Here is a 21,736-nt window from a genome sequence, read left to right on the forward strand (position 1 = left end):
GCGGCATCCTGATGCATTCGAGCCTCGCGGTTACAATTGAAGGAGTGCCGCTGGGGTTGGCGGCCGTTAAGTTCTGGGCCCGGAAGAAATTCAAGGGGACGGCAGCGCTTAAAAAGAAGATCAATCCGACCTGGATTCCCATCGAGAAAAAGGAAAGCGTCCGGTGGTTGGAAAATCTCAAGCAATCTACACAACTCTTGGGTCATCCGGGACGATGCATCCATATTGGTGATCGCGAAAGTGACATCTACGAGCTTTTCTGCGCAGCACAGGAGATCGGAACTCATTTCCTGATCAGGACCTGCATCGACCAGCTTGGCTGGAGATGGGGATCACACGATCGCCGACGAAATGGACGAGGTCGCCGTCAAAGGCCTCCATCGCATCGAAGTCAGAGACAGCAACGACGATCCCGACCAGGCCATTCTTGAGGTTAGGTATCGCAAGATTCGCGTCCTGCCGCCGATCGGAAAGCAGAAGCGCTATCCCGCTCTGACCTTGACGGTGATCCGTGCCGAAGAGCGCGGGACGCCGAAAAACAGAAAGATCGATGGAAACTGATCACCTACCTGCCTGTTGGTTCCCGCACCGACGCCATTGAGAAGCTGGAATGGTATGGTTTGAGATGGAAGATCGAGGTGTTCCACAAGATCCTCAAATCGGGCTGCAAAGCTGAGGAGTCGAAGCTTAGGACCGCCCAGCGTCTGACCAACCTGATCTCGCTCTTTTGCATCCTGAGTTGGCCGGCCTTCTGGATGACGATGCTCAACCGTTCCGCCCCAGACGCGCCACCAACCCTCGCGTTGACTGTGATCTGCGGCTGGCAAACTGGACCATTTTGGCTAGAGTTCTCGCTGCGTAAATCCCCTCGGCTGGGAGGAGCGACGGACCATGAAGGCCTCAAACGTTTCGGACGCCCAGAAGGCGTTCATCCTGAAACAGGGCAACGACGGGGTTGCGGTGGCGAAGATCTGCCGCAAGGCCGGGATCAGCCAGGCGACCTATTACAACTGGAAGATGAAGTATGACGGTCTGCTGCCAACCGAGATCCGCCGGCTGAAGCAGCTCGAGGAGGAGAACGGCAAGCTGAAGAAGCTGGTCGCGGACCTGTCGCTCGACAAGGAGATGCTGCAGGACGTGATCTGCCGAAATGTATGGTCTGCCCCGCCTGTGCAAGGCTCTTGGGCGATCCGACTTCGACAGTCTGCGTAAATGTATCCGGCCTCTCGCGAGTGGGCTGCGGTTGCAGCCAGGCCATAATGAGATCAGCACGCCGCGTTCCCAGATAGCTAATCGGGCACTGGCCCGTTTTCGGCGAAGGGCTTATAAGAGCGAGGATTGCGCAAACTAAGCGCCTTAGTTCGCGCGGGACGGATAGCTCGCAATCTTGCGAGTGAGCTGCCAAAGCTCGACCCTGTTGGTCTCGGCTGATTGCTGTGCTCGCTGCTTAGCCGCTTCCTCATCCGCGCAAATCAGCCTTACGCAGTGCACTATATTCCCGTCGGGCTCGAACAAGTAGACCATGAACTCCTCGATCGAAGGACTTCCAGTCACGCGCCGGCCGTGACTTCGAAGGTTATTGCTTGGTCTGATGGCGCTGCGTGCATGTCTTTGGGTGTGGTCGTCTTCGCTCATGCTTATTTGATCGCGACACCGGCCGGCGTATTGCCCAGTTGCAACGTTCCCTGCATGGACATCGCTCGGATCTTATTCCCCGCTGGTTGCGCTCGACGATAGCTAGAATCAATTCTTCGGCGGCGATCAGAGCCAGCTCCATTTTTTCCTCAACAATGGTCGACGTATCTCGACCGATACTGTCTAGGTGGTTCAGGGCCATCACTTTGAAACTATGGGCTAGGCGCTCCTCGGTATCGTCGCGTGCATAGTCTATAGTAGTATCCAGGTGAGGGACGATTTCAGCCCGTTGCTCGGTCGGTTTTGGTCCGCCAAGCAACGTTATCGCTCGAATAAAGGACTCCTCAATAGGGATCATATCAGGTTTCCTTTGACTGTGATAGGAAGCAGTGATTCCAGCTCGCACCGTTGGTGAAGATTCAGCGGATTGAAAGGCGCGGAACTTCAAGCGGCTTGCCGCTCCTCTTTAAGAAGTACTAGGCAGAGGGTATCTGTAGATTTCTTCGAATTTTCCGTCGACCACATGCCCCACGGCCGATCGTGAACACCGCGTCATCTAAAGCCACCTTTTCGGCTTTGCCCGTATCGATGTTGAAGTATTCACGGTGACGCCGATCTTGTTGACCTGCGACGAACGCCTTGTTCCCCACGCAGACCAAGGGCACGCCCGCTGCAGAACCTGGCACGGCAGCGCTCGACAGGGCCGGCCTCAGAAGCGCGGTCGGAAAGTGGATAAGTGTTCGGTGTGAGATTCCGCCCTGCTGATGCCACGCGCTTTGGTGTTGCGGGGCGGGCGTGGCGGGAAAGGTCGGCGCCGATCTCATGTGGTCAGCGATTAGCTGGCTGGTGGGGGTATGGGTCGTGGCCATATGTCCACTCGATTCTAAATTGGTGGTTTCCCTTTGAACGAGAACCTGAGCGACATGCCCTGCCGCGGCGTCGACGGCGACGCGGTCGCCTCTTCCTCAGTGGCGTAGGGGCCGGAGTACTCAAAATTGAGCGCAACCTTCCACCGGCCTTTATGGCGCGACACGAAGTATTGAACGCCAGCCATAAAGCTTGCTCCGGCCTCGCCCCTGTGATCGACAGATGGCCTTACTCTGCAAATCTGCCGCGGTCGCCTCAACTACCGAATTTGGTGGGCTCGGAAGGAGCAGCGCCTTGTAGTGATAGGGCTGAACTGTTGCTGTGACCGGGGAGACCAACTGCCGGGCCTTGGTCGCTTCCCTTATTCACGAGCGATCGCGGCTGCAATCGGCGAGATCGAGTGTCGAGAGCGAGATGTCGCCTAGCTGCTAGCCAGTCTTTTCTCTCTCGTTAGAGTCAAAGGCTGGATTGATGACGGATTGGGAGACGATCCACTTTTCCATTATGACCGTGATCCCAAGCTCTTGTTCCGTCTCAGCCCTCGGGAAAACATGCGTTCGATCGTCAAACTCGTCAGGGTCCCTCACGGTAGCAGCACGATTTGAGCCGAACCGCGTTGCCGCGCCCTTTCTATTGCCCCCCTGCACGCCCTGGGGAACGTCATTGGGATCTCCGTTCTTAATTCATAGTCTTTGACTGCAATACTGGGCGATATGATCCGGAAGCGCCGATAGCGGCGCCCGCTTGGCTTCTTCCCGTACTCGCGCTCCCACGTCGAAGTGTCAATCCGCACATCCGTCATGTTCGCTGATCGCCTCAAAGATTACAACCTTGCCCTAGCGACCGTGCTTCAGAGCGTCAATTCCTTCGAGCTGGTCGGGGTTGGGCTCGTCCTTGATGTTCCAACGGATATCGCAAGCCGCCGAATCTTCTCCAATCGAACAAGCGCCTCTTGGAGTAACGAGGCTCGGAATTTGCAAGTCGTCGGCGCGGGGTGGCGCTGCTCAGCCGTCCTTCGGAAATCCCTCCGTTCAATGCAGAAACACCATAGCGGCGGCACGCCTGACAGCTCTTTATTTCCGTCAGCTACAAATTCTTGTAGTTGACCCGCGCGGTGTCCTCCGGGCTGAATCGCGATCAACCCCACAGGAGAGCAAAGCTATGTCTCCACTAGAAGCAATCACGCGTTGGCTGGACTCACAAGATTTGGGCATGCAACTTGAGATCGCCGGTTTCGCGACATTCTTGGTTTTCGGGGATGATGACACTTTCACGCTCGGCGACTCGGAGCAGCTCGAGTCTCTTTACCGATGGTTGAACGAGCCAAGCTTGGCATCGGGCATCGCCGCCGAACGTGCCCTGACCTTTCGAGTGTACTTCGCTTCCTTGGCCGAGGATAGATCGACGGGCGCCGGATGGAAGCGAACCGAAGTGTTGGTGCGGAGAATTCTGAAAGACGCTACGCGAGACGGGAGGTTTGCCGCTGCCCGCAAGGCGCAAAGGATGCTTGAGCTCTTGCCCGCCCGAAAAGAGAGCTGGAATCAGGTCGTGAGATCCTGGAATGAATTGGCCGCGACGTATCTAACACACGAGGCTCTCAGTAGTTGGAGCGCCGCCGAGAAGCTCCGAGGCCTGAGGGCGATTTCAAGCACCAGCGTTCCTGTTGCTGGGCTTGGGTCGCCTCATCGAGGCGCTGCTTAATTCTGGTAAAGCCGCAATTCCCCTGTGCTGCGGGGCGAGCGTCTGCATGCACCTGTCGGATCCATGGCGGCCACGCTAGCCGCTTAAAAGCATGACAGCGCATTGAAACTGACCGTCAGGGCCACCGGAGGATATCTCCACCCGACCGGCGGCCCACTTGCGATGCTGTAGCACAAGAGCCGAAACCGGCATCTCAATGGCAGGCACGGCTTCGCGCTTTTCTTCGAACATATGCCAATGCCAGCGGGCCTAACACATCGAGATGAACGAAAGTCTCCGGATAGGCTATATCGTTTCGGTAGCTTCATTGCTCGAGAGCCGCTCAGGCCGATGTTCAGGGCCGTAAAAGGTGGTACGTCCGCCTGCCTTCGGCGCAGACGTGGCTGCTGCTCGACATGATGTCGCGGCGGCGTCAGTGCCGCTGCGAACGAAAACCGACAAATATCGGACAAAATCCGCAATTGGTGACGAAAAGTCCGGATTGGCTATATAATATGAGATCGTTGGATGGGGGAGCCCGATGTCGATCTATAACCCTTTGAGAGACAAGCTGGTCGCAAACAGCTCTGCCTCGCTCAAGATGACCTTTGCCGACATCGAGATGCTTATCGGTCGCTCCCTCCCGAAATCAGCGTATGAATATGATGCGTGGTGGGCCAACGAAGACCCCGTCAAAACAAATCACAGTCACAGCCTTGCGTGGACAGTTCCGGGGTATCAAGCCGAACCAAATCGATTGCAGCGGACAGTAACATTTCGGCGCAGGGGGTAGCATTTTCCGCAAAAGCGAATGCCTTGAACCTGGTTCGCTAATTCGACAATCGAGGATGCGTCGTGAATGAAAATGATCACGCGACACGACTAAGCCCGTATCGACAAGACATGATATTTCTTATCGCAGTAGCCTCTCCCTCCGTTGGCAGCAAGCAAGGGGCGGCCGGGCGCCGATACGCGTGCCGAGCTCGATCTTGGCGTCCCTCATCTCCGCCAGCAGGGCCACGGGATCGAGCGTGCGATAGCTCTCGAAGGCGCCGTTCGTTTGACGCCTTTGCTCAGCTTCGGATGCGCGAGAGCGCACTCAGGGATCATCGCCGCTTCGAGTTTGGGACGGAGCGGATCGGCGACCTTGCCGAACTGCGCCGTTGCAGCTTCTGCATCGAACTCGGTGACGATGAAGGCGAAGACGACACGGCGCCCGGTCTTCCAGCAACCGGCTCACGTGGCTGTTGGAGATGGGTGCCGTAGTCGGCCGCTCCGAGCGCGGTCGTTCAATCCCGAACTCGGCTGGGAGTTCTGTGAGAGCTCCTGGAATAGCCAGTTCTCGGGATGTCGCTCGGCCCGTTTCGCGGCTCAAATTTTATGTATCGACGAGGGTACAGCCCGTGATCGAGAAGGCCAGCCGCAGCAAGAAATTCTGGACTCTTAACTCGATGCGGCGCCGCCGAGCCTTATCGCTGGCCCCTACACACGCCTCCGTCTTACTGCGGATGCATCGTCCGCCCGGAACGAAGTGGAGGAATGCGGCTCGTCCGTCGAAGCTTCGCCGTAAGCGGGAACACTTGCATCCAATGGCCGACGAACGGTCGATACGGCCGGAACGAGGACACGCGGAGCAGCTGCAATCAGGAAACTGACTCGCTGTCGAGGCTGACTCTTGTCATGCTGATGTGCTCGAAGGGCGCGCAGGAGGGGTAACCGCGATTAGACATTTTCGGGTCATGCCACTTAATCAACAGTCGGCGGACAGCATCCGCGACCGACCCGACATGCACTTTGCCCATCGACCGGCCGCTCAGGCGGCGCTTGCGACCCCGTCAACTACCAACCCTTGCAGTTGATGGAGGTGGCGGAAACGTGCCAATCGTCGTCAATACCCCGCCGGGGGCGTCGAATTCGAAACTGGGGTTCAGAAGAATGAAAAAATTGCTGGCGGGCACGGTAGCCCTCATCGCGCTGGCCGCGCCTGCCGCAGCCGCTGATCTGGCTGCGCGCTCCTACGTCAAAGCGCCTCCGGTGGTCATTCCGATCTATGATTGGAGCGGCTTCTACGTCGGCATCAATGGCGGTGGCGGCTCTGCGCATCAGTGCTGGGACGTGGTCAACGCCGGCGGCGTGGTCGTCGCTCCGCCCGTTGGCATGGGGTGCCATCATGCGACGGGAAGCACGGTCGGCGGTCAAATCGGCTACCGCTGGCAAATAGCGAACTCGGTGTTCGGTCTGGAGGCGCAGGGCAATTGGGCCGATTTCAAGGGCTCCAACGCGAACCTTGCTTTCGCAGGCGTCCGGGATGACTCCACGCTTGATGCATTCGGCCTGTTCACGGGCCAAGTCGGCTATGCCTGGAATAACGTGCTGCTCTATGTAAGAGGTGGGGCTGCAGTCGTCCGTGACAAATACCGGGTCTCCGATTTTGCGACCGGGCTCACTATCGACAACGGCAGCGAAACTCGTTGGGGCGGCACGGTAGGGGCGGGCCTTGAATTTGGCTTTGCTCCGAACTGGTCCATCGGCGTTGAATACGACCACCTGTTCATGGGGCGTCGGGATGTGGATTTCTTTTTTTCACCCGGACTCGTGGGTGTTCCGGTGGGCACTTTTGCAGGGACTGCCCGTATCGGTCAGGACGTCGATATCGGCTTGGTCCGTGTGAACTACCGGTGGGGTGGCGTGATCGCCACGACCTATTGATCGATCTTCGCCAAAATGGCGCGGGTTCGCACCAATATCTGAGCCGCATCGCGGCATAGAAACCTTGGCAACAGGGACTCGCATCAATGGCGCTATCGGCTTCTTGTCGGTACATCGGCTCGAGCTGGTTAGGCGTGGTTCAAAGGAATCTGGCTGATCTGGTTATGACGCAGCGCCACGGCGAAGATCGCGGCGAACTCAAGCGTGCTGCCGTGGTCGAACGCCAGCCGCTTAGTGGCTGGCTGCGCCGATTTCCCGGCCCCGTGCCTCCACCTGCATCACCGTCGGCTTTCCGGCCGTCGGAGAATGATGAGGCAAAAAATAGTTTTGTCGACCGTCGTAGTTAACCCGGCCCTCGCTTAGGGAGACACAGGTCATCGATTACAATCGTTCCGGTCGGCCGCACTGGCCACCTCGGACGAAAGGCCGACGAGCGGTCGAAGCGGCGCTCGTGCGAGGGTGGGACATAACGTCGACGACGTGATGGCTTGCGTCATCGTCGCTGCCGATCTCTGCGCCCGATCAGCCTGCCGAACCCCCGCTGGCGCGGATCAATTGGGAGCGCCTCGGAGAGCGGATGCAAAATCTCCAGAGGTGGATCGGCAGCGCTGAAGCGGAACTCTTGTGCTAGGACAGAAACGCGGCTGTCATCCGAGCCGCATTGCCAGCGTCTGCTCGTAGTAGATCACCTCCGCGAAGCCACGGCCGAGGAAGACCGTCAGTGGGTCGGCGACGAAATCAAGCGCGAAGGGGGATGAAGAACAAATCGGTTTGCCTGATCCGACCGGGCTGCAATGAAGATGCCCCCCTTTGACAGGGTTGCCCTCTTTACAACTTCCGATTGCGTGATAGTAATCCCCTCTAGCCCTACGAGGGGGGCGGCCGTGGCGATCATCGAGAACATTCGTCTGCTCAAGGGCGTAGCCGTGTTGCGCTGATTTACTTCATGAGACCCACCTCACCGACCTGCGGAAATACTGTAAACCCTAGCCGCCATCAGCAATGGAGCGCATGTACCGGCTTAACCCAACAAACCATCTGTGTGTCCGGTTTTGTCGCGCTGCAATCAAGACGCCACGATGAGGAGGTCCGGTTCTATGCCTTTGTCATGCTGGCGGGTGACGGCGACGACTACCGGCGCCTGCCGCTGTCAATGCCGCTAGCATGAATAAAATGGGCTAGATACGGCCGAAAGTCGCCCACACCCCGTCTTCGCCGTCCCAGCTGCCGCGGCTCGCCGCCTTGGAGTACTCCGTGGCGCGCTGCTCGAAGAAATTGGCGTGCTCGACGCCATTGAGAATCTCGACGAGCCACGGCAGCGGATGCGCCTTGAGCTGGGTGAACCCGCCCTCCTTCGCCTCGAAGAAGCCGAAGACCGGGGCAATCCGGAGTTGGGCCAGTCGCCAGTCGGCGACGTAGCGGACGTAGGCGTGGATATGCTCAGGCAGCATGCCCTCGATCTTGCCAAGGCCGAAGGCGAGCTCGACGAAGTTCTCCTCCAGCTTCACCATGGTCTTGGCTACGTCGACAATGTCGTCGCGGACGGGGCGCGTCACCGCGCCGGTTTCGCGGTGCCATTCGTGAAATAGCTTGATGATGCCCTCGCAGTGGAGACTCTCGTCGCGCACTGACCAGCTTACGATCTGTCCCATGCCGTTCATCTTGTTGTGGCGTGGGAAGTTCAGCAGCATGGCGAAGCTGGCGAACAAGGCCATGCCTTCGGTGAAGGCGCCGAACATCGCCAGGGTACGGGCGACATCCGCCACGCTGTCGACGCCGAACTCGTGCATGTAGTCCGCCTTGGCGCGCATCTGCGCATAGCCGCGGAATGCCTCGAACTCGGTCTTAGGCATACCGAGCGTCTTGAGCAGCAGGGCATAGGCGTCGATATGAACCGTCTCCATGTTAGTGAAAGCGGCCATCATCATCTGGACGGTGAGTGGCTGGAAGAGCGGAATGTACCGCTTGAAATAGTTGTCGCCGACCTCGATGTCCGACTGAGTGAAGAAACGGAAGATCTGGGTGAGCAGCGCGCGCTCGCTGTCGGTGACGCGGTCCGAAGCCCAGTCGTTGAGGTCGGCGCCGAGCGGCACCTCCTCGCCCATCCAGTGGGTCTGCTGCTGGCGCTTCCAGAACTCGTAAGCCCAGGCATAGCGATCGACGTCGTAGCTGCCGGTCGAGTCAAGGAGGCCGACGCGTCCCTTGCCGATCAACGTGCGCGGATCGGCGCGCGATAGATCGATCACTGACATGCGAGGCACTCCTCATAGTCGGTGCGCTGCCGCGCCGGCTGCTGCGTCGGCGTTGCATCCCCGGCAATCTTGCCGGCGAACGCCGCGCGCGAGATCGACTTTGATCGACAGTAGTAGAGGCTCTTCACCCCACGCTTCCACGCCGTCCAGTGCAGCATGTGGAGGTCCCACTTATCGACGTCGGCCGGCAGATAGAGGTTGATCGACTGGCTCTGGCAAATCAACGCGGCGCGGTCGGCGGCAAGCTCGACGATCCAGCGCTGGTCGATCTCGAAGGCGGTGCGAAAGATCGCTTTCTCGTGCTCCGACAGGACGTCGAGATGGGCGACCGATCCGTCGTGCGCGATGATCGACTCCCAGGTCGCCGAGGTGTCGGCGCCTTTCGCGGCCAGCACCTTAGCGAGGTGCGGATTGCGCACCGAGATGGCGCCGGATAGCGTCTTGTGGGTGTAGATGTTGGCCGGGATCGGCTCAGTGCAGGCGCTGGTGCCGCCGCAGATGATGCTGATCGAGGCGGTCGGCGCGATTGCGATCTTGTGGCTGAAGCGCGCCATCACGCCGCGTTCCAGGGCATCCGGGCACGGGCCACGCTCGCGAGCGAGCGCCACGGATGCCGCATCGGCTTCGCGACGAAGTTTTCGGAACATGTTCAGATTGAATGACTTGGCCAGGGTACCCTGCATTGGAATGCCCTTGGCCTGGAGAAACGAGTGGAAGCCCATGACGCCGAGGCCAACGGAGCGCTCGCGCAGGGCGGCGTAGCGGGCACGCTTCATTCCGTCCGGCGCCACCGTGATGAAGTGCGTGAGCACGTTGTCTAGGAAGCGCATGACGTCCTCGATGAAGCCGGGCTCCTCATTCCACTGGTCCCAGGTCTCGAGGTTGAGCGACGACAGGCAGCACACCGCGGTGCGCTCCTCGCCGCGATGATCGATGCCGGTCGACAGGGTAATCTCGCTGCACAGGTTGGAGGTCGAGACCTTGAGGCCGAGCTCGCGCTGGTGCTTGGGGAGCGCACGGTTCACGGTGTCGATGAACAAGAGATAAGGCTCGCCGGTCTGCAGCCGGTTCTCAAGGATGCGTTGCCACAGCTGGCGGGCATCGATCTCGCGGACGACCTCGTTAGTCTTCGGGCTGCGCAGAGCGAATGCGGTGCCGGCGCCCACGGCACACATGAACTCGTCGGTGACGTTGATGCCGTGATGTAGGTTGAGGCTCTTGCGGTTGAAGTCACCAGACGCCTTGCGGATCTCGAGGAACTCCTCGATCTCGGGATGGTGGATATCGAGATAGACCGCCGCCGAGCCGCGCCGCAACGAGCCCTGGCTGATCGCCAGCGTGAGGCCGTCCGTGACGTGGATGAACGGGATGATGCCCGAGGTGACGCCGCCCCTCGCCTTCTCGCCGATTGAGCGAACATTACCCCAGTAGGTGCCGATGCCGCCGCCATTGGAAGCAAGCCAGACGTTCTCGTTCCAGGTGCCGACGATGCCTTCGAGCGAGTCCGACACTGAGTTAAGGAAGCACGAGATCGGAAGGCCGCGCGTCGTGCCGCCGTTGGAGAGCACCGGTGTGGCCGGCATGAACCACAGCCGAGACATCGCATCATATAGACGTTGGGCATGCGCAACATTGTCCGCGAAGGCGCAAGACACTCGGGCGAACATGTCCTGGAGGCCTTCGCCGGCGAGCAGATAGCGGTCGGTCAGCGTCAGCCTACCAAACGAGGTCAGCAGGTCGTCGCGCGACCGATCGAGCGAAAGGTCAGACGGAGTTGGCGATCGCGCGGGGGGCCTCGGCAGGGGAGCCGGCAATGCTGGGGGGCTGCACAAGACCTTTGCCTGCGCTGAGGGCTGCCGCACACTCGGCAGCTCAATGAGATGACCATACTGATCGAAATCGTAAGACGCCGACATCGGCAACCCCGTGATATTTGGGGGCTGGGACCGTGCGGACGACTTGCGAGGAGACCCGGCCAATGTCCCCGGCTGCAAGCGACCCACCGGGCACCCCGCCCGAGGACATGGGTTCTGTCGCGGTAGGTTTCCTGGCTCGCGGGTCTTCCCAGCGCTGTCGCGCTAATGCCTCGGAATAGCCGCTGCCGGCACAATGGGTTCCCCTTAACTCCGTGCCACCATATAGGCGAATTGAAAACCACGACGACACCACATATAGAAGCCGTTGCCCAGACTCGTCAAGACGGCACAGTCAAGTTAACCAGTTGGAGCAGCCCCGAGGTCGAGGTTCGAAATTCGCCGAGCGCCTGTCCTGAGAGCCTCACTCAAAAAGCATAGATGTCTCAAGGCCTGGCCAATCGGCGAGTTAGGAGCCTCAGATGGGCGACGAGCGGCCAGGCGAGCTCGGTAGCGGCGGAACCTTCGAAGTCTTTGCAGAGATGCCGACATCTGCCGAGCCACGCAAAGGTGCGCTCGACGACCGAGCGCCTGCGATCGGCCAAGATGTGCTCAAGCCTTTGGAAGTGGCGTCGCAAATTCTCCAACAGGGGAACAGCAACCCTGGACATCCTGAATGTTGGCATCGATCGGTTCGCGGTCCGCGAATTGAGTTGGGCCGGATCGGGTTTCGGTAGCCATACGCGTCTCGCCATTCATCGCTTTCTGTGGCCCTTAGATCAAAAATTGTCTGGAGCCCGACCGCAATCGATGCAGCCGCCCGTGGCAATGTCCCACGCTTAGTGGATTTGACCCCGCCAGCTCTCACATCAGACGTGCCAACTTTGCCGAAGAGGCGATTCGTATGCTTTTCGCAGGCCGGGCGAGCCGCCTCACGTGCTCAGTTGTCTGGCCGCGAACATAAGCCGTCCTGACCGAACGCGGTCATGTCAGGTTATTGGCAATCAATCCTAACGGGATGAGCTATGCTTGAGTCTGGGTGACGAGCCGATCCGGCGGCGCGGCCTTGCTGGGTGGGAATGAAGCCGTTCGCAACATTGGCGTGAGCGGCGGCGAAGAACCGTGTTGTATCTCACCAACGACCTTGAAGCCGTGACGTTGGTAAAAGGGAATGTTTTCAGGGTTCGAGCTTTCGAGGTAGGCAACAATGCCGTCCTCATCGCATCGTTGAAGGGCGTAGTTCATCAGCAACGTGCCAAGCCCTTTTCCGACCCAGTTCGGATCGACGGCAATGAGTGGCAGATACCAATGTGGCTCGTGGGGACGATGTTCGGCCATTCTCCGCCGCAAGTGTGCCATATCCTCGGTAATCTCCGGGCGCAGGGATAGCGCCATGATTGCATCCAATGCCTCCTCATCTTGCTGCACGTTGGGAGGCAGCCACAGGGCCGCGCCACGAATCTCTCCCGCGACGTAGGCTGTGCCATGTGCAAATGCTCGGCCCCCACAGGCGTCAATGAACTGAGGCATGCTCCTAAGGTATTGCCCTGGGTCAGGCCAACTCCAACGCATCAACGGATCCGCGGCAAAGCCGAGCACAATGGTCCAGACAGTGCTTGCACGAATGTTTGCGTTCGCAGATCTGATATCTGATTCCTCTGTCATGATGCCGTTTTCGGGGCTCTGTTTTGGCATTGGCCTTCCAAGGAGGAGCATGGCATCGACGCGTCTGACGGTGAGCGGAATGGATGCACCGACGGGGACCCGCCGGGTGCATTTGGTTTCCCTTCCGAGATCTCCGCCTGTCTCAGACGGCTGACGTTGACGGCCACTTCGGACGAAGGCTCCTTGGTCGGCAATGCTTGGATCTACATATTCCTGGCGAGCTTCTGCGCTTCCACGCCCTATCTGGAACCCGCCCCGCCCTTCCCAAAGGAAGCTCCGACGTTCTCAAGGTCGACACGGTTCGGCAGCCTGCAACCGTCCGCGAAGGGAATGACATGAGGACGCCTTTGAGATTGCAAGTGCGAAGAAGTCAGGGCATGGCGAACATCGGGCGATGGCTGCCTGAACCGGGCTCCGGCACGAGCAAACAGCTAGCCAAGTGTCGCGCGTCGAGGTCCAGACTAGGCAGGGAATCATCACCTCGTCTCGTATTGAGCGGTTCTCGTAAGTTTCTTGGTCAAAACACATGCTAAGTGCGAAACCTCCATTGCCAACGTCGTGTCCGCGGTCACCGGCAGAGAGAGCTTTCGTCTGCGAGACTCATATGCGTAGTACAGCGGCTTTCCAATTATCGCATGCTGTCCGCGCTCCTTGATGTTCTTGTGTCCAACAACTCTCGGCGCATCATCGCCGCGATTCGCGATTGTCGGATCAAGGCAACGCGACTGGATACCACGACGCTGCCGCCGTCGACCTACTAAACAACGCAACTTGGGATCGCGCGAGAGCTTTCGTGCCTTGATTGATCGTCAGGCGTGTCGATCGCTCGCACAACGGCGTTAGCTCTATCGAGCGAAAACGTTGCTGTCGTGCCGTCGTCGAACTTGACGCCCAGGTCAGTTGTATCCGCCGCGATCCTTGCCATAGTGGGAAAGACAGCAGGCTGGCGTAGTTGCGCGAGTAATTCTCGTAAAAGAGGTTTTTGGCCACAAGCGTTGATGGCTTCATAGGTCTTGTTCCAACTCACTCCCTGATCGGAACGGTTTGGAAGATTTCTTGGCGCTGGTATGCTTGCCACACCAGGTCCGAGATCCACGTGGTGAGTCATGTTGTTTCGTTCTGTCTTGGAAAACTGTAGTCGGGGCAGCATATCAGAAGGCAATGTAGCGAAGACCTCCCCAGAATGGGTAGGGATCTATCCGCCCTTGATGCTGAGTTGGCCCGGGTTCAACCTTGAGCATAGTCTGTCGAACGCCATCCGGAACTGCCCCCTTTTCGTCATGAAGAACTGCCCCACCATCGGACGTTTGATGGTCGCTTCCGCCGGTGACGGGACGGAGGGAGGCGGAGCCGACCGGACGGCCGTCACCGGCGGTCGGCGGTTTGATGAGCTCTTGGCGCGGAGTCGGTAGCTGTCGCCGCGGATCGTCAGCACGTGGCTGTGGTGCAGGAGCCGGTCGAGGATCGCGGTGGCTACCACGGGATCGGCAAACACGGTGCCCCATTCGGCAACGCTGCGGTTCGACGTGATCAGCATGGCGCCGGTTTCGTAACGGCGACTGACCAGCCGGAAGAACAGATGCGCAGCGTCGGGTTCAGGGGCAGGTAGTCGAGTTCGTCGACGATTAGTAGCTTTGGCTTCGACAGCGCGAGCACTTTTTCGTCCAGATGCCGCTCGCCGTGCGCCTTGGCGAGGCCCGCGACCAGCGTCTTTGCCGTGGTGAACTGCACCGTGTACCCGGCCAGGATCGCCTCTCGCCCGAGAGCAATCGACAGGTGCGTCTTGCCGACGCCTGGCGGACCAGCGTCATAATGCCGGGTGTCTGGGATCTGAGCTGGAGATCCTTTACCCGTTCCATCCGCGATGCGGAGCGTCAGTCGTCATTGTCTCCTGCAAGCGGCTTGGGGGTGAGACGCATTTTGTTATCAGACAACCTGACGCCACCTTAACGCTGCTGCCGGCATGGATGGCGGCTCCCGCCGCCGCTTCCTTCCATCTCAAAGCTGATCCGCAGCTTCCGGTGGATCGTCTACTGGAGGCGCGTCTTCTTGTCGAGGCGCTCTTAGCCTCCTCTTCCAGGGAATCGTCCAACTCGCGAGGAGGCCGTCATGGCGGACGCATCACGTCGTCAGGGGGATCTGCTTGAGAGCCATCCGACATACAGCAGCATTCCAATCGAAGCCCAACAGCAAATGCTCGAGCTGTTAAAGGAGATTCTGAGCGAAGCGCTCACCGACAGCGCAGTCGAGGCACATGACGTGAAACCGGGAGGACGGCGGTGAGCAATATCACGCCTGAGCACCTTGCTCGCCGGGCCGTCGTCTACGTTCACCAGTCGACGGCAGACCAGGTCATCAACAACCGCGAGAGCGAGCGCCGCTAGTACGGCTTGGCCGACCTTGCCCGGCAGCTGGGCTGGAGCGAGGTGGCCGTAATCGACGACGAACTCGGTCGCTCTGGTGGCGGCACCGCGCGTCCCGGTTTCGAGAAGCTGCTCGCCGCCATTTGCGAAGGGCAAGTTGGCGCTGTGGTCTCGAGTGAGGCCTCTCGGCTGGCGCGCAACGGCAGGGATTGGCATACGCTCCTGGAGTTCTACGGGCTCGTTGGAACACTGATCGTCGATGAGGATGGCGTCGACGATCCTCGCCATCCCAACGATCGCCTTCTGCTGGCATGAAAGGCACGCTGAGCGAGATGGAGCTGTCTATCGTTCGGCAACGCTCGCTTGAAGCCTTGGAGCAGAAGGCACGCAGGGGTGAGCTTTTCCTCAACGTCGCCATCGGCTATCTCAAGGTCTCCAACGATCGGATCGACAAGGACCCTGATCGGCGCATTCAGGAGGCGCTCGCACTCGTGTTCACCAAGTTTGCCGAGATGCAGACACCGCGCCAGGTCCACCTCTGCTTACGGCAGGAGCGAATCACTTTGCCCGGGGGGCGGCCATGGCCCCGAGGGCCGCCACGTCGAATGGAAGTTGCCAGTGTACAATACGATCTACCACATCCTGACCAATCCCGCCTATGCTGGCGCCTATGTCTTCGGGCGCTCGGGCAGTCGGGTGACGATCGAGGCCGGCCGCAAGAGGATCGTGCGGGGCTTCCGGCGCGAGCGCAACGACTGGGAGGTTTTGATCAAGGACCACCATGAGGGCTACATTACGTGGGCGGAGTTCGAGAAGAATCAGGGCCTGATCACCGACAACGCCAACGGAAAAAGCTTCATGAGTCGAGGCTCGGTTCGCAGCGGCGAAGGCCTGCTCGCGGGTTCTTCGTTGCGGCCACTGCGGCCGCAAACTTCACGTTACCTACAGCGGTACGCACAGTACTGTCGGGCGGTATCATTGCCGCGGTAGCCAGATCAACCATGGTGGAGACCCGTGCATCTCATTAGGCGGTCTGCGCGCGGATCGCGCGATCAGCGCGGAGGTCATCGCGCGGCTGCAGCCGCTGGGTATACAGGCGGCGCTGGCGGCCATGGAAGCGCGCGGCCGTGAACACGCCGACAAGCTGCGTCAGCTCGAGTTGACTCTGGAGCAGGCACGCTACGAGGCAACTCGCGCTCGTCGGCGATACGAGGCTGTCGATTCGGACAATCGTCTTGTTGCCGGCGAGCTGGAGCGGCGCTGGAACGAACGCCTGGTCGCTGTCCGCGAGCTTGAGGGCGAGCGCGACACGTTGTTGGCTACGCCGGAGATGACGTTGAGCGACATCGATCGCGATCGGTTACTTGCGCTTGATTCCGAACTCAAGAGAGCTTGGGAAAGTCCGGGTGCAACAGCTGCGACGCGCAACAGGATCGTAGCTTCGTATTCGGCAAGAGGACGTAACAACGAGGCAGTGGTGAAGGCGCCGGCACTGTCGGTGTCGCGCTTGCTGGTTGGCAGACCGCGCCATCGCGACAGGCAACCCCGTCGAGGTGGGCGAACTCGACGATCCGCGGCCGGCGATCCTCCGATTGCTTGTGACTGCAACCTCGCGCATGCCATGGCGGATGCGCACCTCGCCAGCCGCGACCGTCACGGTGTACCTCGTCACACGCAAAGCGAGTGATCGGCGCCACGCCCGTCGTGCCGTGGATACGTACGTTCGCCACCCCGCCCTCCCACTCGGCGAGATGCGTCTCGAATGCCTCGCAGCTCGCGAAGGAATGCCCCGCGATCACGTTCTTCTTCACGTAGCGGACGCCATTCTCCGTCTTGCCCTTTGTGCGCGCCCGATACGGTGCGCAGGCGCGAGGACGGAAGCCCCAATGCTTCGCGAACGTGATGAGCTTGTCGTTAAACTGAACCGACCGGCTCATCTGCCGTGGCGCACCACGAGCGCGCGTGGATTGTCCTTCAGCACTTCCTCCGGCACGCCATCGAAGGTCGTGAATGGCTCTCGAGCCCAGCGAACCAGTGCTCTTGCTTTTCGGCGCGGGTCGCCACGAACACAAATGCTTTGACCTTCGCCCCGCCGATATCGACCAGACGCTCGCCGAAGTCGATCTGTAGCTGCCGCCCCGGGGGCGTCTCGAACCGGGTCGTCGCCAGCGCTTCGGCCTTCAGTGCCTGGCGGTAGGGTTGCACGGCGCGTCGCAGCGTTCGCCGGCTGACCGCCAAGCCGTTTTCGGCCAACAGGTCGTGACGGACCGCATCCGCATTGCCGCGATGTCGAATGAACCTCTCGCGCAGCCAGCCTTCAAGGCCATGACCCGCTTCGCCCGCTCAGGCGACTTGAACGGCTACACCCACCCGCGCCACGTAGTCCTTCACCGTCTGCAGCCCAGCTGGCGCGCAATCCGCTTTAGACCTCACCCACACACCCTCAGATGCAACATCTCCGCCACGTCATCTGGCGTATTCATCACCTGCCCCCGTGGATTACTCCACGACAAGCCTTTGATTCGTTCCTCGTTCATTCGCTCTCTCCTCGGCTATCCAAGGAGGGGGCAATTCCTCGTGACGTCGAGGGCCGCATTGCCTGGCTAAAAATGTTACCGGACAACTTCCCTGTCGTGTCTGGGGCGGAGCTGCCGAATCAGATCGGTGGCGGCTATGGCAGGGAAGATCAGCATGCGCGCAAAGCGCGAGATCACATCAGCGCTGGCCGAGCGTTATCGGGCAAGCGGGCGGCTCGAGAAGGGACGGATCCTAGACGAGCTGTGCGCCGTTGCGGGATGGCATCGCAAGCACGCGATCCGAGCGCTGTCAGCGGACGGGGCATCGGGGTCGGCCGTGCCGCGGCGGCGGGGCCGGACCTACGGAGCTTCCATTCGTATGGCACTGATTGTGCTATGGGACTCGTCTGACCGGCTCTGCAGTAAGCGGCTCGTCGCGATGATCCCGTTCTTGCTTCCGGCTCTTGAACGGCACGGCAGATTGAAGCTTTCTGCTGATGAGCGGTCTAAGGTTTTGAGGGTGAGCGCGGCGACGATCGATCGCCTGCTGAGCGACGTAAGGATCGCAGCAGCCGGAGGACGCCGACGGCGGGCGGGCTTTTCCAGTGCCGTACGGCGGCAAGTCCCGGTGCGTACATTCAATGACTGGGGATCACCTCCGCCGGGGTACTGCGAAGCGGATCTGGTTGCGCACGGCGGCATGTCCGTATCCGGGGCCTTCATTCAGACGCTAACAATGGTGGATGTCGCAACGGGGTGGACCGAATGCTTTCCGCTTGTTGTGCGTGAAGCAGCGCTTGTGGTCGAGGCCCTCGAGCGCGCCCAGAACCTATTTCCCTGGCCCGTTTGCGGGCTCGATTTTGACAACGACAGCGCCTTCATGAACGACACGGTCGTCTCGTGGTGCCGTTCTCACGATGTCGAAGTCACTCGTTCCAGGGCCTACAAGAAGAACGATCAAGCGTTCGTTGAACAGAAGAATGGAGCTATCGTTCGACGTCTGGTGGGCTACGGGCGCTTTGAAGGCATTGATGCCGCTCGCTCATTAGCTCGCCTGTTTGCCGCGGCACGGCTGCACATCAATTTCTTCCAGCCCTCGTTTAAGCTGAAGGAGAAGCACCGCGAAGGTGCCAAGGTGATCAAGCGTTATCTTCCTCCCGCTACACCGTACGAAAGAGCATTGGTCCACCCGCATCTCAACGAGGCATTCAAACGTCGGCTGCGTGAGATTTACCGCACGCTTGATCCGGTGGCATTGCTGGCACAGATGAGGGACGCTCAAAATGAGCTGGGCAAGCGTGTTGATCAGCGGGCCGGAAAGCCAGCCATGACCGTCGCGCCGGTGCAAAGCGACTTGACCGCCTTTGCCCGAGAGCTCGGCGACGGTTGGAAGCAGGGTGAGCAGCGCGGCATTCATCGGCGCCGCTATGTGCGGCGCAAACCTGCGCCACGTCGGCCATCGATGCTCGACCCATACATTCCCATGATCGAGGAATGGCTCGCCGCGGCTCCGCACTTGTCCGCCGTCGATCTCCTCTCCCGGCTGGCAGCGCATGCGCCGGGTCAGTTCAGTGGCCATCAGCGGCGTACGGTGCAGCGGTTGGTGAAGAATTGGCGATCAAAGGTCGCTCGACAGCTCATCAGCAGCACCGAAACCATACTATCGTTCCAAGCTTCCCTCGCTGTCTAAATCCCACGTGTTGCTTTGCCGAATCACCGCAAGCCGCTCTCTCGCTACGGCGCTCTGGAGGGCGCGCTTCGCGAGCGGCTTGCTCGGACCCGCGGGGTCCAATTCGCGCGACAGCTGGGGCGCTCGGTAACATTGTCATCTGAGGCAATATGAGGGGGCAGTTTTCCATGGCGCGCGCGACAGCGAGCCGACTTTGTCTTATCAGTCTGGCTCTGGCCTTTGGCAGAGCCAGAAAGCCAAACAAGCTCGGCCGAAGCTGTCTCGATGGGAGAACTCCAGCCATCTTGGGACGTCAAACACCACGCACCATGTTCGATGCGGAGCGCGTTTTCGTGCGATCGCCGTCGCTACTGTCGATCAGGTTGGCAGCAGCCATGTGCACTCCACGACAACATACTCCGGAATGCTGTCCAGCGAGGACTTGCCGACGGCCCGAATTTGACGCGTTTGAATGCCAACGGGCGATCGAAGCGCTTACCCCTTCTGGGAGTAAAGAGTCGGAATTCGGTGGAGGAACTCGCCCGGACCTGAACAGCGAAAATCAATGGGGCCGCGAGACGATGCAGTCCCGCGGCCTCGCCACCGGAATTTAGTGAAAAGACAGTTTAAGTATAAAATCCCTCAGCCGGTGTTCTTTCAGTAGAACACCGTGTTCCCGTGTTCCCGTGCTCCAACACTTGCCAATCCGGGCGGCTACGGGGAAACGCGTGCAACCGCAGACCAATGCGGCCGCGAGATCGATGAAAGAAGCCGGTAAAATTGACGGTTCGCCTGTCCTATTCGCCTGTCATAACGGGTGCCAAGCGTCGAAAGAGTGTATCAGCGAGCAGAAGCAGCGCTCGATGCTATGCGCTGTTTGTAGTCGTCGGCGTCGCGCGTAATGGTGATCCTGCAGGTGCCGTTTGAGCGCATCATTGCTGTTGCGCTGATTGCGCGATGTTCGTGCATAACTGCCGGTTGCCGAGGCCCGCTTCAGCGTACGGCTTCCGTTCGCTTAAACCATTTCCTCGGTAAGCCAATGTAGTAGCCGCGCATGCGAAGCTCTGCCTCTCATCTCTTGATGTGTTTCGCAAGCGGAACACACCACCGACACGATTGATTATTGCCTCACGCATCTCACGCGCATCGCGTGACGGAGACTTCGCGACGAACGACCTAGTGCTGACGCCAGAGGCCGCCACGCCAGCGGCCGGATCGGTACTCGCGGCTCGTTGCTGGGAAGTCCGGCCTTCAGACGGGCGTGTCGTAGGTGATGGGATAACGCTCTGGAAACGGCCCTCCTGCGTAGTCAATCTCCGCGGCGGGACGGACGCCCCGGATTTGCAGGATGCGGCGAACGATTTCCGGAACTTGGATGCGGCTGATCTGGTCGCCGAGGCAGGTGTGCATCCCGTAGCCCAGATGCATGTAGACCGACTCCGGCCGGTCGATCGCGAAGTTGGACGGCGCCGGCAGTTGCAAGCCATCGCGCATCGCCGACCGGGTCGAGATCAGCACCGTGCTGCCGGCCTTGATTGTCGTCGCGCGCAGCGAGCCCTTGGCTATCCGGTAATCGGTCCGGCAGTGGCGCACCACGAACGGATTGATCGGGTTGAAGCGCAGCGCTTCCCAGCAATAGCGATACATCAGATGGTCGTTGTTGCTGCTGGCGACGTCGATGGCCTCCTTCAGGATCCTCGGGCGCTTGAACAACTCGTCGAGCAGCTGCACGATGGCCGCCGATGTGGTCTCAATCCCGCCGACCAGTGTGCCCATCATATTGGTAATAATGCGTTCGTCGGCGAAGCCGATCGAATCGTCAAAATGGCTATTCAGCAGGCGGCTGAACACGTCCTCGAGCGGCGCCCCATTTTTCAGCTGCTCGCGCCGCTGCGGGAGCAGTTGTGTCAGATAGGCGCGCATCTCCTGCCCAGCGTCAATGTTGTCCTGGTGCACCTTCGGATCTTTGTCCAGGTTGTGAAACATGTCATATTGCGTCGCGCGCGACCAGCGGAACATCGAGGCCAGATCGGGGCCGGGAAAGCCGAAATATTCTCGGGTCAGCTGAATGGGCACCAGGCGCGACAACGTGCTGACCACGTCGATCTGGTTCTGGGTATAGATCTGCTTTTCGACAGACGCATTGGCGAGGCTGCGCACCTTCTGGCGAATTGCCGGCAGATCCTCCATGCGCATGAAGGCGCGCATGATACCCTTGTCGCGCTGGTTTATTTCGGTGCAGTCGCGGCCGAGCATGAAGGGGCCGACCGAAGGGTCCATCATCGGCGCATAGGTGACGTTGAAGATGTCGGGGCGGCTCAGCGCTTCCTGCACGTCGGGGAAGCGGGTGATGAACACCGGCCCCGCGGCGCCCAACGCCAGGTTGGGCCTGACGCGCCGGATGAATGCGAACAATGCATCCGGATGTTTGGCGATCATCCATTTCAGGAACTTCGCCGCCGGCCCCTGTTTCTGTTCCGCCATTGCTGCCGCACCCTAACTCAAGAAAAGCTTCGCCTGGTCGGTC

At 59.9% G+C, this 21,736-nt stretch carries 10 protein-coding genes and 6 pseudogenes; 9 read left to right on the forward strand and 7 right to left on the reverse strand.

The genetic code is table 11. The annotated features are described in order from the left end of the window. The first annotated feature begins 351 nt into the window (after window positions 1–351). From ACM42_RS05310 to ACM42_RS05330, 5 genes and pseudogenes are all read left to right on the forward strand, one after another. Window positions 352–561, forward strand: a complete 210-nt coding sequence (locus tag ACM42_RS05310) for a hypothetical protein (RefSeq protein WP_100213412.1) — start codon at window positions 352–354, stop codon at window positions 559–561. Window positions 562–569: 8 nt separating this feature from the next. Next, window positions 570–674 (forward strand): annotated as a pseudogene (locus ACM42_RS38625) (hypothetical protein); the annotation flags it as partial. 217 nt (window positions 675–891) lie between these two features. Further along, a pseudogene (locus tag ACM42_RS05320) lies at window positions 892–1,149 on the forward strand (transposase); the annotation flags it as partial. 3,574 nt (window positions 1,150–4,723) lie between these two features. Beyond that, window positions 4,724–4,975 carry a DUF7662 domain-containing protein gene (locus tag ACM42_RS05325; protein WP_014490241.1) on the forward strand — a complete coding sequence of 84 codons (252 nt, stop codon included), beginning with the start codon at window positions 4,724–4,726 and terminating at the stop codon, window positions 4,973–4,975. A 1,142-nt stretch (window positions 4,976–6,117) separates the two neighbouring features. Beyond that, the gene (locus tag ACM42_RS05330; RefSeq protein WP_225145055.1) at window positions 6,118–6,891 is read left to right on the forward strand and encodes an outer membrane protein; all 774 of its coding nucleotides are present in this window, start codon (window positions 6,118–6,120) and stop codon (window positions 6,889–6,891) included. A 1,178-nt stretch (window positions 6,892–8,069) separates the two neighbouring features. Here the strand turns inward: ACM42_RS05330 and ACM42_RS05335 are convergent. The 5 genes and pseudogenes from ACM42_RS05335 to ACM42_RS38630 all read right to left on the reverse strand — a co-directional run bounded on the left by ACM42_RS05335 (window position 8,070) and on the right by ACM42_RS38630 (window position 14,539). After that, the gene (locus ACM42_RS05335) at window positions 8,070–9,143 is read right to left on the reverse strand and encodes a ribonucleotide-diphosphate reductase subunit beta (protein WP_225154084.1); all 1,074 of its coding nucleotides are present in this window, start codon (window positions 9,141–9,143) and stop codon (window positions 8,070–8,072) included. Then, window positions 9,134–11,059, reverse strand: coding sequence for a ribonucleoside-diphosphate reductase subunit alpha (locus tag ACM42_RS05340; protein WP_225154085.1), 1,926 nt, complete (start codon window positions 11,057–11,059; stop codon window positions 9,134–9,136). The genes ACM42_RS05335 and ACM42_RS05340 overlap by 10 nt, the downstream gene beginning before the upstream one ends. A 383-nt stretch (window positions 11,060–11,442) precedes the next feature. Continuing rightward, window positions 11,443–11,589: pseudogene (locus ACM42_RS05345) on the reverse strand (IS5/IS1182 family transposase); the annotation flags it as partial. A 430-nt stretch (window positions 11,590–12,019) separates the two neighbouring features. Further along, a complete protein-coding gene (locus ACM42_RS05350) occupies window positions 12,020–12,661 on the reverse strand; it encodes a GNAT family N-acetyltransferase (protein WP_225154091.1) in 642 nt (213 codons plus the stop codon). 1,195 nt (window positions 12,662–13,856) lie between these two features. After that, a pseudogene (locus ACM42_RS38630) lies at window positions 13,857–14,539 on the reverse strand (ATP-binding protein). A 231-nt stretch (window positions 14,540–14,770) separates the two neighbouring features. Here ACM42_RS38630 and ACM42_RS05360 point away from each other — a divergent pair. From ACM42_RS05360 to ACM42_RS38470, 3 genes and pseudogenes are all read left to right on the forward strand, one after another. Further along, on the forward strand, window positions 14,771–14,944 hold the full coding sequence (locus ACM42_RS05360) for a hypothetical protein (RefSeq protein ID WP_157785360.1): 174 nt from the start codon (window positions 14,771–14,773) through the stop codon (window positions 14,942–14,944). Window positions 14,945–15,051: 107 nt separating this feature from the next. Beyond that, a complete protein-coding gene (locus tag ACM42_RS05365) occupies window positions 15,052–15,339 on the forward strand; it encodes a recombinase family protein (protein ID WP_225129194.1) in 288 nt (95 codons plus the stop codon). 303 nt (window positions 15,340–15,642) lie between these two features. Beyond that, window positions 15,643–15,801: pseudogene (locus ACM42_RS38470) on the forward strand (recombinase family protein); the annotation flags it as partial. A gap of 669 nt (window positions 15,802–16,470) precedes the next feature. Here the strand turns inward: ACM42_RS38470 and istA are convergent. Next, window positions 16,471–17,561: pseudogene (gene istA / locus ACM42_RS38635) on the reverse strand (IS21 family transposase); the annotation flags it as partial. A 136-nt stretch (window positions 17,562–17,697) separates the two neighbouring features. On the opposite strand from istA, the gene ACM42_RS05385 reads away from it, so the two are divergent. Further along, a complete protein-coding gene (locus ACM42_RS05385; protein WP_050992081.1) occupies window positions 17,698–19,230 on the forward strand; it encodes an integrase catalytic domain-containing protein in 1,533 nt (510 codons plus the stop codon). A 1,230-nt stretch (window positions 19,231–20,460) separates the two neighbouring features. On the opposite strand, the gene ACM42_RS05390 is transcribed toward ACM42_RS05385, so the two are convergent. Beyond that, the gene (locus ACM42_RS05390) at window positions 20,461–21,693 is read right to left on the reverse strand and encodes a cytochrome P450 (RefSeq protein ID WP_225129187.1); all 1,233 of its coding nucleotides are present in this window, start codon (window positions 21,691–21,693) and stop codon (window positions 20,461–20,463) included. Window positions 21,694–21,736: the final 43 nt, after the last annotated feature.

Source organism: Bradyrhizobium sp. CCBAU 25338, from assembly GCF_028128965.1.
Taxonomy (GTDB): domain Bacteria; phylum Pseudomonadota; class Alphaproteobacteria; order Rhizobiales; family Xanthobacteraceae; genus Bradyrhizobium; species Bradyrhizobium liaoningense.

Bases quoted from the DNA above. Each gene is read 5' to 3' on its own strand.
- ACM42_RS05310 (WP_100213412.1), top strand. From the start codon at position 352: ATGGACGAGGTCGCCGTCAAAGGCCTCCATCGCATCGAAGTCAGAGAC.
- ACM42_RS05325 (WP_014490241.1), top strand. From the start codon at position 4,724: ATGTCGATCTATAACCCTTTGAGAGACAAGCTGGTCGCAAACAGCTCT.
- ACM42_RS05330 (WP_225145055.1), top strand. From the start codon at position 6,118: ATGAAAAAATTGCTGGCGGGCACGGTAGCCCTCATCGCGCTGGCCGCG.
- ACM42_RS05335 (WP_225154084.1), bottom strand. From the start codon at position 9,143: ATGTCAGTGATCGATCTATCGCGCGCCGATCCGCGCACGTTGATCGGC.
- ACM42_RS05340 (WP_225154085.1), bottom strand. From the start codon at position 11,059: ATGTCGGCGTCTTACGATTTCGATCAGTATGGTCATCTCATTGAGCTG.
- ACM42_RS05350 (WP_225154091.1), bottom strand. From the start codon at position 12,661: ATGACAGAGGAATCAGATATCAGATCTGCGAACGCAAACATTCGTGCA.
- ACM42_RS05360 (WP_157785360.1), top strand. From the start codon at position 14,771: ATGGCGGACGCATCACGTCGTCAGGGGGATCTGCTTGAGAGCCATCCG.
- ACM42_RS05385 (WP_050992081.1), top strand. From the start codon at position 17,698: ATGGCAGGGAAGATCAGCATGCGCGCAAAGCGCGAGATCACATCAGCG.
- ACM42_RS05390 (WP_225129187.1), bottom strand. From the start codon at position 21,693: ATGGCGGAACAGAAACAGGGGCCGGCGGCGAAGTTCCTGAAATGGATG.